Raw genomic sequence first — 17532 nt, forward strand, 5'->3', positions numbered from 1 at the left:
CCTGAGCGAATCACGTAAGCAGTAGGCTTCTTACATGTTCGATCAGGATTCATAGGTTACAGATTAAAAATTAGTGAATTCCAGTCAAATACATCGACCGTAGATTTTCAAGAATTATGATGTGCCAGATCTTGTGCCATGTCTTTGTCCATGTTCCGGGTTATGTTTTGTATTGCGGCACGGATACCTTTTACATTTTCCTCGATAAAGCCGGGTTCGAGCAGTTCATAATGATTCCCAATCAAACTATGCTCTTCATAGCTTCCTTGTGTAGCGTCTTTCCAAAAGAGTCGATTGTCTCCCGTACCCTTGACCGTTTCCGATCCCACGGCGACAAAGCCGTGAATATTCGCCTGAACGCTCTCTGTGTTCACAAGCTGGTTGCCATACACCGCGTAAGCGATCATTTTACGCTGGTACGTTTCATTCAACAGCTCACGGTAGGATTCGGGAACCTGTTCCAGCATGGCATGAATTTCGTGCTCTGTTTCTTCAACTGTGAAGGACAGGGCTTCCGTCCTTTTGACCGAATCGAGCATTAAAATGTCGGATACAACATGACCTTGACGCTCCAGTGTGTCGGCAACCTTATGCGCCAAATTACCGCCTATGGAATAACCAAGCAGCACATACGGACCTTGCGCTTGCGTGCTGACGATCAATTCAACATACCGTGCCAGCATTTCCTGCTCATCCGCAGCATCATCTACGAACTCCAATCCATACACAACTGCGTCCTGATCCAGTTGTTTCGCAAGCTCCGCGAACGACAGCCCGTATCCAAGCATGGGCGGAAAGCAGAAGATGGAGACTGGACCGTGTTCATTCAACCGAATGATTGGACTATCTGCCCTGGATTGCAAATCCGATTTCAATAATGCGAGCGCCTGCTCTTCTATGGTCGGGAACTCCAGAACAATGCGGATGGGAAGCTCAATGTCTGTGGCAAGGTGAATTTTGCGTACAAGCTCCAGCACTTTCAAGGAGTGTCCCCCCAATGTGAAAAAGTCATCGTGGATACCCACTTGCGGAATTTCGAGCACTTCCTGCCAAATGGCTGCCAGCAACTGCTCCACATCGGTTCGCGGTGCGACATATTCTATACCCGTGTGCAGCGCTTTGTCCGGCACAGGTAAAGCTTTGCGGTCGATTTTGCCATTGGTCGTCAGCGGAAACCGATCCAGCTGTACAAAGGCGGATGGAATCATATAGCTCGGCAGACTGACCGACATCACAGCTCGAATCTCACGGACGGTCAGCTGTTCATCGGCAGTGAAGTAAGCACATAATTGGTGCTGGCCTGTTCCATCCCGCAAAGCGATAACAACGCTTTCCCGCACGGACGGTACACTTGCCAGCCGCGCCTCCACCTCGCCCAGCTCAATCCGGTAACCGCGAATTTTAACCTGTTGATCAATCCGTCCAGCGTATTCCAGCATGCCGTCTTCACGCCAGCGAACAAGGTCTCCCGTACAGTACAGGCGATCTCCGTCCACCCACGGGTTAGCAAGAAATCTCTCAGCCGTCAGCTCAGGACGGTTCAGATAACCGCGTGCAACTCCGTCTCCGCCGACAACCAGCTCACCCCAGGCTCCGACTGGCTGCAGTTTAAATGATGAATCCACGACATACGCCGTCGAATTGCGGATGGGACGTCCGATCGGCACAGAATCCAGCTGTTCTTCCGTAATGTGATACGTCGTCGAAAAGGTTGTATTTTCCGTTGGCCCATAGCCGTTAATGATGTTCATGTCCGGATTATCACGCAGGACCCGGTTAATATGGGGCGCAGACAAAACATCACCACCAACCAGCAAATACTTCACATCGCCGAACAGCTTACTGTCCTGCTGCGAAAGCTGATTAAATAACGGTGTGGTCAGCCACATCATGGTGACTCGATGATCCCGTATCGTCTCTTTGAGCTTGGCCGCGTCCAAAAGATCATCCTTATGCACGAGAACAAGCTGACCGCCGTTCAGCAGCGCGCCCCAAATTTCAAACGTAGATACATCAAATACAAACGCGCAAGTCTGCAGGATGCAGGTCGATTCATCAAATGGCACATAATCCGTATTGCGGACGAGGCGTACGACACTTTGATGCTCAACAACGACACCCTTAGGCTTACCTGTTGAGCCTGAGGTATAAATGACATAAGCAGCATGATTACCCGCTCCAGCTATACCCAGATTGGAAGCATCTGCACTGTAGGACGTATCATCATTCAGATTGACGATCTGTCCGTCAAAATAGCAACGATCCAGTAAATCCTGCTGAGCCAGCAGCAGCTTGGCTCCCGAGTCCTCCAGCATATAATGGATACGGTCCTCCGGATATTGAGGGTCTACTGGAACATACGCGCCTCCAGCCTTCAAAATAGCGAGTGTTCCAGTAATCATATCCAGCGAGCGCTCCGTCAGAATGCCAACAGGTTCATCAGGTTTCACCCCTGCATCCCGCAGCGTATGCGCTAATCGGTTGGCTGTCTCATTGAGCTCCCGATAGGTCAATGATTGATGACCCAAAGCTACGGCAACATGATCCGGCGTGCGCTCTGCCTGCTCCTCAAACAGTTCTTGGATCGTATGATTGCGTGGATATGCAGAGGTAGTGTCATTAAACTCTGCTGTAATTTGTTGTTTTTCCGCCGCTGTAACCAGTTCCAGCTCTTCTATGCAAACATTCGGGTTAAGCAAAATTTGCTCCAGCAGATTCACAAAATGTCCATGCAGACGCTCAATGTCTGTTTGATCAAAGCTTAACCCGTTATACATAAAACGAATCTTTATGCATTCTCCCGGCATAACGACGACGTTCAGCTCGTAGCTGGTCTGCTCTGCAGCCACCACGTTGGAAATTGGGAATGGTTCCTGCCCGTCACTAGCCAGCTCCTCGACCTGCTCCTCTACCGGATAATTTTCAAACACCATAATATGGTTAATTAAATCCTGCTTCTGGTCGGTCAATGCCTGAATTTCAAACAGTGGATACGTATCATACGCATGAGAAGCCAGCGCCTGCTCCTGCGTTTTCTTCATAACTTCCGCAAAAGATTCCCCTGCCTCGCTACGGATGCGAACGGGAATGGTATTAATGAACAGGCCGATAATATCCTCAACCCCGATAATATCCGAAGGACGACCTGAGACGACACTGCCAAATACGACATCACTGTGGTTGTTATATTTTTGCAGTACAATCCCCCATGTGGTTTGTAATAACGTATTCATGGTGACCTGATACCGCTTAGCCGTCTCCTCCACCTGGAGAGTCAGCTCACGCTCCAAAACCGTCACCCAATCGCTGGCCGTGTAGCCTTCACTCTTGCGACCGGATTTTACAGCTGGTAGTGCTGTTTGCTGCTCATACCCGGATAAATAGCTGCTCCAGTAGTCGGCTGCCGCCTTGTGATCCTGTGCTTCCAGCCATTCAATAAAGCTGCTGTACGGCACTGCTGGTGCCAGTTCAGGCACTCTGCCCTCCTGAAGCGCAGCATAGCTTTCAAACACTTCTTTATTTATAAGGGACAGACACCAGCCGTCCATGACGATATGATGGAAGCTCCATACAAAATGATAGCTGTCTTCTCCGTTACGTAAAATCGCTACACGCAGCAGGACATCCCGACGCAGGTCAAAGCCCCGTGCTCTATCTTCCAACTCGAAGCTTTTCACCCAGGTATCCCTTGTATTCACATCCAGCTTGTGTAAATCTTCATATTGAAAGCCGCAATCCCGATTTCGATACACCACCTGCAACGGTTCCGTATCCCGACCAAAATAAAAATGTGTACGTAGCGCCTCATGTCGCCGAACCAGAATATTCAGGCTTTCTGCAAAAGCCCCAATGTCCAGCTGACCTCGCATATCATAAGAAACCTGCTCAAAATACGCATCATTCGCGGCTGCTTGACTATCCAGCTGGCTGTGAAACAACATCCCTTTTTGCATCGGGGTCAGTGCATATACATTGTCGACCTCACCCGCAGCACCCATTTCAGATAACAGGCTGTCCAAGCCCTCCACACTCATTCCTTTATAGGAAATATCACTTGGGGTAAGCTCCGGGTGTTCTTTATGGATGCAATGCACCAAAATTTCACGCAGGCTCGATTCCAGTAATTTCGCCAATCGCTCGATCGTCTCCGGTCTATAGCTGGTACGGCTATAGCTAATCGTCAGACCCAGTTGGCCTCCCGAAATGATGCCGCCAAAATCCAGCGTATACGTCCGAGCCATGGTCGGGCTCAGCGGCATCCCACCCTCATATGAGGATGATTGCAAGTCGTTCCCTTTCATATCCTGATCGAACTGTCCCAGATAGTTAAAGCTGATTTCGGGATCTGTCGTAAATAGGGCTGGAGATGCTTCCGGTGCCTGTGTCTGGCGGTCGGCTAAATATTTCAGTACACCGTAGCCGATCCCTTTTTGCGGGATGCCGCGCAGCCCCTCCTTCACATGCTTAATCCGTTGCGAAAGAGCAATTTCTTCCGGCATATGAAGCAAAACAGGATATTGACTTGTAAACCACCCTACTGTTCGGGTAATGTCTACCTCAGGTAAAATAGCTTCGCGTCCATGCCCCTCCAGATGTATCAGGAAACGCTCATTTCCGCTCCACGCTTGCAATGCCATCCCTACCGCCGTCAGCAACAGATCGTTAACCTCCGTGTGGTAGGCACGGTTGGCCTGCTTGAGCAGCTGCTCTGTCTCGGCACTTGTCCATACAGCGGTAACCGACTCACTATCGCCAATCAACGGCTTTTCGTGCTCATGATGCTCGTAATCCTGCGGCAAGGGAGCCAGCTCGGCTTGTGCAAGCTCCTCCCAGTACGAGCGCTCGCGTTCAATGGCTGGGCTATTGGCATAAGCGTACAGCTGCTCGGCCCACGTTTGGAACGAATCCGTTTTATGAGGCAGCTGAATCGCCTGTTCTCCCTTGGAAGCTTGATCATAAGCAGTCGCCAAATCCTCGAATAAAATGCGCCAGGATACCCCGTCCACCGCCAAATGGTGAATCACGACCAGCAGATGATCTCCATCCGGGCAACGGAACAACCCCAGCCTCATGAGCGGCCCTTCGCTCAGGGAAATGCCGGATTGAATTTCATTGCATTTGGCGTCAATCTTCTTCGCCAAATCGCCCTCGTTTATGTCGCTGTCCCTATCATCAAAGATTTCCAGATGGTATGGTTCGCCTTCCTCTGTACCACGATTCCATGCCGTATACCCGTTCTCCGACGAACGAAAAACCATACGCAAGGCATCATGGTGCGATGTAATCTGATTGAGCGCCTGCCGAAGTGCCTGTTCATCGTAGCCTTCTTGTCGATAAAGCATGACAGATTGGTTAAAATAGTGCGGCTCTGCCGTTGGCTGTTCAAAAAACCAGCGCTGAATCGGTGTAAGCACAACCTGGCCTGTAACCTCGCCTTGCTCTGCTATTCGGTTCACAGGCTGAATATACGTGCTTAGTCCCGCAATTGTGGGGTATTTGAACAAGTCCTTCATTTCCAACTTGTATCCAGCCTGAAACAAGCGGGACGATACTTGGATGGCCTTGATGGAGTCACCACCCAAATGGAAAAAGTTATCCTGTATGCCCACTTGCCGGATACCCAGAATGGCCCCCCAAGCCGCAGCCAGCGCCTGCTGAACATCTGTCTCGGGTGCCACATAATCCATGCCTGTATCGACATTATGCTCAGGTGCAGGCAGTGCCCTGCGGTCTACTTTACCATTCAGCGTCAAGGGCAGTCTGGAAAGCTGCACAAAGTAGGAAGGCATCATATAGCCAGGCAGATCCTGCGACAAAACGTTACGTATGTCGCTCGCACTCAATTCGCTGTCTGTTACGAAATATGCGCACAGCTGTTTTTGCCCGTTATCATCCTGCCGCACTGTAACTACCGATTCCTTCACACCTGCAATCGTGGACAATCGGGTTTCAACTTCACCCAGCTCAATGCGGTAGCCACGAATTTTGACCTGCTCATCCATTCTTCCCTTGTACTCCAACACGCCATCTGCACGCCAACGCACCAAATCTCCTGTACGATAGCAGTATTCTCCGGGCCGGAATGGACTTTCAATAAACTTTTCTGCCGTAAGCTCGGACCGATTCAGATACCCTAGCGCCACGCCGTCGCCACCGACGATCAGTTCTCCCCATGCCCCGACAGGCTGCAGCTTTAACGAACGATTGACCACATATGCGGTCGAATGATGAATCGGACGTCCAATGGGAACAGCCTGGGCTTGCGGTTCTGTAATGTCATAGGTGGTGGAAAAGGTGGTGTTCTCCGTCGGCCCGTAAGCATTGATCAATCGAAGGTGCGGGTACTCCTTCAGCACGCGATTGACATGTGGTACGGACAACACATCGCCACCCACGAGCAATTCCTTCAGGGAAGCAAACACTCCAATGTCTTGCTGTGAATGCTGATTGAATAAAGCTGCAGTCATGAACATGGTATTAATACGATACTTGTCAATTGTCTGTTTGAGCTTGGCGGCGTCCAAAATCGTGTCATGACTTACTACATACAGTTGGCCACCGTTCAGCAGCGTTCCCCAGATTTCAAACGTGGAGGCATCGAACACAACTGCGCCCAATTGCAGCATACGTGTATTTTCGTCAAACGTGGCATAGCTTTGGTTTTTCACCAAGCGCACGACATTGCGGTGCTTGATCATAACGCCCTTCGGATTGCCTGTCGTACCGGAGGTATATATTACATGCGCAAGATCGGAGGAAGATCCCTCCGTTGAGATCGCAGCAGATTCATCCGCATGAGTATTAAGTTCAGGTTCGCTGCTCCATCCTTGATTATCACTCAAAGCGATAACCGGAATACCCGGTTCAAAAAGAACCTGCTCGCGTCGCTGTACCAGTAACAGCTGAGCGCCCGAATCCTCCAGTAAATAACGGATACGATCCTCAGGATAATCGGCATCAATGGGAACGTAAGCCCCTCCTGCCTTCAAAATCGCCAGCATACCGACGATCAGTTCGATGGAGCGTTCAGCCATAATCCCTACTCGCTGTGTCTCTGGCTCGGACCCGCGCCGTATCCCATGGAAAGCGAGTATGCGTGCCAGACGGTCGGCACGTTCATTCAGCTCGCGGTAGGTAAGCTGCGTGTCCGCAAAGGTGACGGCCAGCCGATCTGGTGATTGCACTACCTGTTCCTCGAACAGCACATGCAGTGCTTGATCTCGTGGATACGGATAGTCTGCTACCGTATCATTGAATCTCTGCACAAGCAGCTCTTTTTCTTGGGCCGAAACCATTTCAATAGCCGAAAGAACGATATCCGGCTGTTCTATAACCGCATTGATAAGCTGCTGCAAATGTTCAGTCAGTCGTTCAATGGTTTCCCGTTTGTACAGCCGAGTTCCGTATTGAAGAGCACAGGAAATTTGTTCTCCATCCTCCACTGCGAACAGACTCAAATCAAATTTGGCCGTCGTTTGTTCACTTGGATAGGATGCCAATTGCAACCCAGCCAGCTGCTGCTCTTTTTGCTCTAGGTTTTGCAGTGCAAACATGGTATCAAATAACGGATTACGGCTTAAATCTCGATCCACGCCCAGCTTGTCCACCAGCTCTTCAAACGGATAATCCTGATGTTCAAATGCCTTCAGCGCGTTTTCCTTGACCTCCAATACATAATCGCGGAATGTCTTACCACCTGCCGGATAATTGCGGATTGCCAGTGTATTCACAAACATCCCGATCAGGCTACCAAGATCAGCATGGGGCCGCCCCGCTATCGGAGAACCGACGATAATATCCTCTTGCCCGCTGTAGTGGCTAAGCAAAGCCGTATAAGCAGCCAACAGCACCATATATAATGTCGATTCCGTCTGTACCGCAATGCTTTTTAAACCTTCGCTCTGCCGTTGATCGAGCGTAAATTCCAGCACATCTCCTTCAAAGCTTCTCACCGCCGGACGTGGATAATCGGTCGGTATATCCAGCACGGGCAGCTCTCCCGCGAAGCTATTCAGCCAGTAGCTTTCCTGCTGCCGGTAGCGTTCACTTTGCTGCTGCTCCTGTTGCCAGGCGGCGTAGTCCTTATACTGAATGCGCAGTGATGTCAGCGTGTCGCCTGCATATAAACGGATGAAATCCTGAATCAGCACATTGATAGAGGTACCGTCCGAAATGATGTGATGCATATCCAGCAGCAAAATATGATGCTCTGGATCTGTTTCAATCAATCCGACTCGGAATAGCGGAGCCTGTCCAAGATCGAACGGCTGGACAAAGTCGCGGACCAGCTCGTCCGTCTCCTTAGGGTCAGCGCCGTGGGCATGAATCAACTGCATGCGAAAAGGAACCTCGTCATGTACTCGCTGAACAGGTTCACCGTTCATGGTCTCAAAGCTTGTACGCAATGTTTCATGGCGGTCAATAAGCTGGCGGAACGCATTATCCAGTGCCTTATGATCAAGTGAACCTGTCAGTGTCAGAGCACCAGGGATGTTATAGCTAATTCCCGCTCCATCAAGCTGATTAAGGATATACATCCGTTTTTGTGCCGAGGATACCGCATAAAATGGCTTATTCTCCGAAACAGGTATGGATTCATAGGCGGTTTGCTCCAACGCTTCAATAACGTGTGCAAGCTGTTCAATCGTCGGGTGCTGGAATAAATCCTTTAGCTGCACATTTTTATGCAATTCCTTATGGATGAGCGATATGACATGTGTCGCCCGCAGGGAATGTCCTCCTGCTTCAAAAAAGTTATCCTTAATCCCAACACGCTCAAGCTCCAGCACGTCTTTCCAGATACTCGCCAGTTGTACTTGTAATTGATTTTGAGGAGGTACATATTCTGCGCCTGAGCTTACACTTCCCTCCGGCTGCGGCAACGCCCGGCGATCCACCTTGCCGCTCTGCGTCAGTGGCAATTGCTCCAGCTGCACAAAATACGACGGCACCATGTAGCCCGGCAACTCCTGGCTCAACGCGCTGCGCAGCTCACTTGCCACAACATCCTCATGGGTTACCACATAAGCGCAGAGCTGCTTTTGCCCCTGCTCATCCTCACGTGCAATCACCACAGCTTCACGCACTGCTTCCAGCTTCAGCAACTGCGCTTCCACCTCGCCCAGCTCGATCCGATAGCCCCGGATTTTCACCTGTGCGTCGATCCGTCCCTTGTATTCCAGCGTCCCGTCCGCATTCCAGCGCACCAGGTCGCCTGTGCGATAGCAGCGTTCTCCGCTGCGGAACGGGCTGTCGATGAACTTTTCTGCCGTCAGGTCCGGGCGATTACAATATCCACGGGCCACCCCGTCACCGCCGACAATCAGCTCTCCCCACCCCCCAACGGGCTGGAGCTGCATCGAACGGTCCACGACATAGGCTCTGGAATTATGGATCGGGCTGCCAATCGGCACCGATTCTGATTGCATACCGGTAATCGCATGCGTGGTGGAAAAGGTCGTATTTTCTGTCGGCCCGTAGCCGTTAATAATTCGCAGGGACGGATGGGCCACCAGCACCCGATTAATATGCGGAACGGACAGCACATCCCCACCGACCAGCAGCTCCCGTATTCCCTCGAACAGCTCCAGGTCCTGCTGGGACAGTTGGTTAAAGAGCGGCGCTGTCAGCCACATCGTGGTAATGCCGTGGCTACGGACAGCTTCCTTGAGCTTCGGCGCGTCCAAAAGGACATCCTGACTCACCAGCACTAGCTGTCCGCCGTTCAATAGCGCACCCCAAATTTCGAAGGTGGACGCGTCAAAGACAACGGCCCCGGTCTGCAAAATGCGCGTATCAGCATCCAGTTGCGTATAGTTTGTATTTTTCACCAGACGCACGACATTGCGGTGCTCCACCATAACCCCTTTGGGCTGTCCAGTCGTTCCCGATGTGTACATGATGTATGCCAAGCGATCAGCAGCGGTTGCCTTCGCTTGTTCTTCTGCTGCGTAGGCCTGACGCACCTGTTCTGCTTGTTCAGCTTGCGTAGCTTCTGGTTGCATGATTTCTGGTTGTGTGGTTGTAGTAGAAGCAAGCTCAGGACTAGCGGAAATGGAATAGAGCGGGTTTAGGCAATCTACATATCCGATGCCAGCTATGTCAGTATACGTCTCGTTATCGTTCAGCAAAACAGGCTCGAAACGATCAGCATCATTCGTTCCATAGATTGCGGAATCGCTCAGGTCAAGCACAATTCCCTTAAAATCAGCAGGCCGATGCTCCATTCGCTGCACCAGCAGTATTTTCGCACCGGAATCCTCCAGCAAATAGCGCACGCGCTCGTCCGGGTAATCGGAGTCAATCGGCACATACGCTCCGCCTGCTTTGAGAATCGCGAGCATACCGACGATCATCTCCATCGAGCGTTCAGCCACAATGCCGACAGTCTGCTCGGTGCAGATCCCCTGCTTACGTAATGTATGAGCCAGATGGTTGGCTTTTTCATTCAATTCTCCATAGGTCAGGCTGTCTTTTCCGGACACTACCGCCACCTGCTGCGGTGCCTGCTTCGCCTGTTTCTCAAATAACTCATGAATGGACGCATGCCGCGGATAATCCATAACTGTATCATTGAAGGTATGAAGCAGTTGCTCCACTTCTTGCTCTGACAACACTTGTGCTGTGGAAATTGCCAGCTCTGGCTGATGCAAAACAACGGTGTACAACCGCATCAGCTGCTCAACAAAGCGTTCAATCATCGACTCGTTATAACGGTCACTTTGATAGTTCACGTTCAGGGAAACCGCTGCATTTTCCCATTGAAATTGAAAATCCAGCTCAGACTGTACATGATTCAGAAAATCAGAAATATGGATATTTTGCAGGGACGCCGTGGTGTGAATAAGAGGTTTTTCATCCTCGTTACGTGGAATTTCAAGTAATTCTGAATAGTTCCAAAAAGGAATATTTTGGTGTTCAATCGCTTCGCTGACAGTGATTTTGATTTGAGACAGCAAGGTTTTGAAGGTTGTGGTGGAATCCAGCGTGTTTTTCAGTATAAGCAGATGATTGATCGGCTTTGTAGCACCGTTGCCAGACTTGGCTACCGGAATGCCCAGCAGCACACGTTCCTCACCTGTGTATTTATGTAACAGGCTTTCTACTCCAGCAAGCAGAACCATAAACACTGCCCATGGAGCGCCACCTGTTATAGACAATATTCGCCCGGAAATTTCAGATGGAAATGTGAGCGTGTACGTTTGGGAATTTAAATTCGTTGCAGTTGCATCCTTGGACACGTTGTTGGTGTATGGAAGGCAGATGATATGATCCTCAGATTCCAGCTTATGACTCCAGTAATTTTTTTCCTTCTCAAATAAGGCTTTCAATGACATCCCTCCTGCTTCATGGGGTCTGTACCCCGGTTGGAATGGTGCGTTGTAACGTAGATGAGCGTTGTGTCGGAAAAATAAGCCTTTGCAGGCAAGGGCAGTCGGACAAGCCGCCGCCCTCTGCACATGCAAAGTGAAATCATTGCATTTTAGAAAACGGATTTAGAAAACAAAGTCGATGGAATCCGGTGAAAAGCCTTCCGGCTTCTCGTCGGTGGAGGTCACCTGAACATCGCTTAACAGCACATCAGGATTGGCCCCTACCTGTGACAGGATCGCTATCAAATCTCCCGTTAATCGTTCAATAGCGTCTGCTCCAAACAGCTTCGTGCAATATTCGAAGGAACCCTTGATCTCCCCGTCTTCATCACTCATGGACAAGGTCAGATCGAATTTGGAGATATCATGCTCCTGAACATACGGACTGAAGGACAGGGTCTCAAGCTTCCCTTCCCGCGACTCCGTATTTTGCAGTACAAACATGGTGTCAAACAACGGATTGCGGCTTGCATCCCGCACTACATCCAGCTTTTCCACCAGCTCTTCAAGTGGATAATCCTGATGCTCAAAGGCTTGCAGCGTACGATCTCTGGTTTCCAGCAAGTAGCTGTGGAATGTTTGGTCGCCCTTCGGCTGATGCCGGATGGCTAGCGTATTGACGAACATTCCGATCAGTGGCTCCAGCTCAGGCAGCAGGCGGCCTGCTACCGGAGTACCGATAATCAAATCGTCCTGACCGCTGTATTTGGACAACAGAACGGTGTAGGCACTCAAAAGTACCATGTACAGCGTACTTCCGGTCTGAGCCACAATTTGGTGCAGCTGTTCGGATACATTCGGGTCAACTGTAAATTCATACAGTGCTCCCTCGAAGCTGCGAACAGCAGGTCTTGGATAAGCAATCGGCAGATCCAGCACCGGTAATTCTCCGGCTAAATGCTCCAACCAGAAGTGTTCCCGGCGTCGGTATGACTCACGCTGCATTTCCTGCTGCTGCCACACGGCAAAGTCCTTGTACTGAATTTGCAACGGCTCTAATTTCTGTCCCTCGTACAGCTGTGCCAGTTCCTGCACGATATTGTCAGACGATACACCATCCGAAATAATATGGTGCATGTCGTACATCAAAATGTTGCGCTCTGGTCCCGTTTGAATGAGACGGACACGCAGCAGCGGTGCCTGTCGAAGATCAAAGCTGTGTACAAATGACTCGATATACGCTTCAGCTTCGGCTTCACTGACCTGCAGACGTTCTACTGCAAATTCAACCTGATCGTAAACCCGCTGAACGACCTCGCCTTCCACCATTTCAAAGGAAGTCCGCAACGTTTCATGACGTTCAATTAACTGACGGAACGCAGCCTCCAGTCGATCTGTCTGGAGCGGACCTTCCACCGTTAACACACCCGGCATGTTGTAGCTGACATCCCCACCTTCCAGATGGCTCAAAATATACAGCCGTTTTTGAGCCGAGGATACCGGGTAGTACGCCTGCTTAGCCGCAGCAGGTATCACCGTATAGGTATCTGTTCCGTGCGCAGCGATGAGCTGGGCTTGCTGCTCAATCGTAAAGTGCTGGAACACCTCACGCAGTGTAATCCGGCTGTCCAGTTCCTGGTGGATTTTCGCCACCAGCGTTGTTGCCCGCAGAGAGTGTCCGCCAACGTCGAAGAATGAGTCGGTGACTCCTACGCTGGACAGCTTCAATACATCCTGCCAGATTTGAGCAAGCTTGGCCTCCAGCGGCGTCCGCGGCGCAACGTACTCCATGCCTCCTTCGAGACGCGCTTCCGGCGCAGGCAGCGCTCTGCGGTCGATTTTTCCGCTTGGCGTCAGCGGGAATCGATCCATCTGCACGACGTACGTCGGGATCATGTAATCCGGCAGCTTCGGCTGCAGCGCTTTGCGCAGCTCCGGCAGACTCAGCGGTGCTGTGGCTACGATGTAGGCACACAGGTCCTTGTGTCCGTCTTCGCTTTCCCATGCGGTGACCACCGCTTTCTGAATGCCGTCCACGGTCAGCAGTTGTGCTTCCACCTCGCCCAGCTCGATCCGATACCCCCGGATTTTCACCTGGTGGTCGATCCGACCCAAATACTCGATGCTGCCATCCGGCAGCCACCGGGCCAGGTCGCCCGTCCGGTACATCCGATGGATGTGGGCATCTGGAGCTTGTTCAGCTTCCAATGAAGCTGAGGCGAACGGATTCGGGAGGAACTTCTCTGCCGTCAGTTCCGGCAGGTTCAGGTATCCTCGTCCTACACCTGCACCCCCGATATAGAGCTCGCCCGCGATACCGATCGGCACCAGCTGTTGTCTGGTGTTCAGAATGTACACGGACTGGTTCGCTATCGGCGTTCCGATGGATACCGTGTGCTCCCCTTTTTCCAGCAGTACGTTCAAGGATTCCCCATCTTCAATCGTACAGGTTGTCGCATCTACTGTCGTTTCGGTCGGACCGTACACATTGGTAATTATCGGGTGGTACCCGGACCACTTGTGCAGGAATACATTGACCAACTGTACAGATAACGCTTCGCCGCCGATCAGATAGTGCTTCACTCCCGGCGCTTCCATCACGTTGACGTTCTCGTTCAAAATATGCAGATGCGCAGGTGTACCATCCGACAGGTCGATTTGGTGCGTGCGGTAGTAAGCGATCAAATGCTCCCCACTCAGGCTTACGTCACGGGATACCACATGCAGGGTGTGGCCTAACAGCAAGCTGGCAAAGATTTGCTTCACCGAAGCGTCAAATACAAACGCCGACAGCCATGCGACGTGAAGCGGCTGCTCATAGTGGGTGTATACCCGCTCAGATAAAGCATCTACCAGATTACTGACACTACCCTGCTCGATCATGACCCCTTTCGGCTGACCGGTTGTACCTGACGTGTAAATCATATAGGCCAGGTTGTGCAGGCCGACGATAGAGATCAGGTTGCTCGCATCCTGTACGTTCAGCTGAGCCTGAACGTCCTCGTCATCAAGGACTACAGCCTGTACTCTAGATGGCAAGCTGAGTGATAGCTGGGCGACTCTGCTTGTAATCACGACCCTTGCCCCGCTGTCTTGGAGCATGTAGTCGATGCGTTCCTGCGGATACATGATATCCATTGGCACATACGCGCCTCCGGCCTTAAGTACCCCCATAATGCACACCAGGATATCCGCAGAACGTTCCAGTAATACGCCTACCGGTTGATCTGCTTCGACCCCTTTCACCCGTAACACACGTGCCAATCGGTTTGCTTGCTCGTTCAGCTCAGCGAAGGTCAGCGCCGTATCCCCAGACACGACTGCTACCCGCTCAGGGCTGCGTTTCGCTTGCTCTTCAAAGCGTTCGCTGAGCGCACGACCTTGTGCTCCTCCACGCACGCTATGCGCGTTCGGATCGTTGAACACCTTCAGAATCCGCTCGGTTTCTTCCGCCGTTATCAGCTCCAGCTCACCCAGCTTCGCATCCGGGTTCGCTGCCACGGCTTCGGCCAAACGAATGAAGTGACGTGTCATCCGTTCTACGGTTTCCCGTTGATACAGCGCGGTTGCATACTGCAATCCGAACTGAATGCCTGTCTCTTCCTCTCTGGCTTCCAGCGTCAAATCAAACTTGGCCGGCGTTTGTTCCAAACCGTATGGACGGAAGCTCAGGTCTGCCAGCTGCAGTTCGCCTTCCTCAGTGGTTTGCAGCGTAAACATCGTATCGAACAACGGATTGCGGCTCATATCCCGCTTCACATTCAGCTTTTCCACCAGTTCCTCAAATGGATAGTCCTGATGTTCGTACGCTTGTAGGGCACGAACTTTCACTTCTTCCACGTAGCTGCGGAAGGTATGCTCCGCTGTCGGATAGTTTCGCAATGCCAACGTACCGACGAACATCCCGAGGATCGGCTCCAGATCTGCATGCGGACGTCCTGCAATCGGCGTGCCGACCACAATGTCCTCTTGGCCGCTGTATTGGTGCAAGAGCGCGGTGTACGCCGCCAGTAGCACCATATACAGTGTAGATCCTGTGTGTGCCGCCAGTTCTTTCAGGCGTTCGCTAACTTCAAGCTCCAGTCCGAACACGACCGTATCCCCTGCCGTACTTCGTACCGACGGACGGGCAAAGTCCGTAGGTAAATCCAGCACAGGCAACTCACCCCGGAAGGTGTCGAGCCAGTACGCTTCCTGACGTTGCATCCACTCCTGATGGGCTTCGCTTTGCTGCCATACCGCATAATCCTTGTACTGAATCCGCAATGGCGACAGCTCTTCACCCTCATACAAGCGGACAAATTCATCGGTCAGTACGCCCATGGACACACCATCCGAAACGATATGATGCATGTCGAGCATGAGCAAATGCTGCGATTCCTGCTCCACTCCTTGTACGCCCAGATCCACCAAGCCTACCCGCAGCAGCGGCGCAGCTTGCAGATCGAACGGACGGACAAAGCGTCGCACCCGCTCTTGCGCTTCCTTGCTGACCATCGCCGTATCCGTAGTAGTCGCACCCTCTGCCTGAACCTTTGCATATTCCACCTCGAACGGCACAGTGTCCTCAATCCATTGCATCGGCTCACTGTCCATCAGCTCAAAGCGGGTACGCAAGGTCGCATGGCGAGCGATCAGTTGACGGAACACGTCTTCTACTCGTTGTACATCCAGCGGACCGCTCACTTGCAGCACCGACGGCATGTTGTAGTTCACATCATTCGGGTCGAACTGATGCAGCACATACAGTCGTTTTTGCGCCGAGGATAACGGGTAGAAGGCACGAGCTTCCGTTACCGGAATGGACGCATACGCCACTTGATCCAGACTTTCCAGGACGGCTGCCAGTTGTTCAATCGTTGGTGCTTCAAAAATACTGCGTAATGGAAGCGGCTTGTTCAGTTCCTTGTGAATCTTCGAGGCCAGGGTGGTCGCCCGCAGCGAATGTCCGCCAATCTCGAAGAAGTTTTCCTTCACGCCGACCTGCGCCAAGCCCAGCACATCCTGCCAAATTTGCGCCAGCTTCACTTCCACCCACGTCCGCGGTGCGACATAGTCGGCTCCGCTTTGCTGGCTGTCTTCCGGTGCCGGCAGTGCCTTGCGGTCGATTTTGCCGTTCGGTGTCAGTGGCATGTGCTCCAGCTGTACCAAATACGAAGGCACCATGTAGTTTGGAAGCTCCTCGCCCAGTAAGCTGCGCAGCTCTCCTGCGTTCACTTCCCGTTCAGCAACATAGTACGCCACCAGTTGGTTTTGCCCCTGCTCGTCCGCCTGGGCCAGCACAATAACCTCTTGCACATCTTCCACTTTCAGCATTTGGGCCTCAACCTCGCCTAGTTCAATCCGGTAGCCCCGGATTTTTACCTGATGGTCGATCCGGCCCAAATACTCGATGTTGCCATCCGGCATCCATCTCGCCAAATCGCCTGTACGGTACATCCGTTCATAGCCCGCTTCGCCAGCCGCAAACGGATTCGGTACGAATTTCTCAGCCGTCATTTCTGGACGATCCAGATAGCCACGGGCCAGACCCGGACCAGATACGCACAGCTCACCCGCTACGCCTGTTGGAGCCAAATGTCCATGCACATCCACCATGTATACCCGATGATTCGGAATAGGACGTCCGATGGAAATCAGTTGACCTGCTCTCTCGTCTTCGGATACCGACCAAACCGACGTCGCTACCGAGTTTTCTGTCGGACCGTAACCGTTGTAGTACGCCACCTGATCCTTCCACTTGTGCACCAGCTCTGTCGACGATGCTGATCCGGCAGTGAACAGAGTGCGCAGGTTCGGCATATGCTCCGGTTCCAGATATACAGCATAGGTCGGTGGTAACGTCGCCACCGTAATCTGATGTTCTTTCATGTAATGCTCGAATCTCTCATAGTCCAAAATCGTCTCTGACGTTGGCACGTACAACGTGGCTCCACAGAACAGCGCCTGGAAGATTTCCCAGCAAGCCGCATCAAACGAATAGCTGGCGAACAACAACGCATGATCCGACGTACTGATCCGAAGTGTCTGATCAAAATACGTTTTCAGATTGCACAGCCCGTGATGCTCCAGCATAACGCCCTTCGGCTGCCCCGTCGTACCCGACGTATAGATCACATACGCCCAGATCGTTCGGCCCGGATACAGGCTCCCAGATTGGAACCATCCTCATGGTACACACCCTGTGCCCCATCCAGCACCAGCACATTGCCGTCAAAGG

2 protein-coding genes are annotated in these 17532 nt (G+C 51.8%); both read right to left on the reverse strand.

Features of this window, described 5'->3' with window-relative positions; all coding sequences use genetic code 11:
• Positions 1-107 precede the first annotated feature (107 nt).
• Complete coding sequence (locus HPL003_RS22050) at positions 108-11330, reverse strand: non-ribosomal peptide synthetase (protein ID WP_014281992.1); 11223 nt, start codon at positions 11328-11330, stop codon at positions 108-110.
• Positions 11331-11495: 165 nt separating this feature from the next.
• Positions 11496-17429 carry an amino acid adenylation domain-containing protein gene (locus tag HPL003_RS30055; RefSeq protein WP_043922486.1) on the reverse strand — a complete coding sequence of 1978 codons (5934 nt, stop codon included), beginning with the start codon at positions 17427-17429 and terminating at the stop codon, positions 11496-11498.
• Positions 17430-17532 lie beyond the last annotated feature (103 nt).

It is taken from the genome of Paenibacillus terrae HPL-003, from assembly GCF_000235585.1.
GTDB classification, from domain to species: Bacteria; Bacillota; Bacilli; order Paenibacillales; family Paenibacillaceae; genus Paenibacillus; species Paenibacillus terrae_B.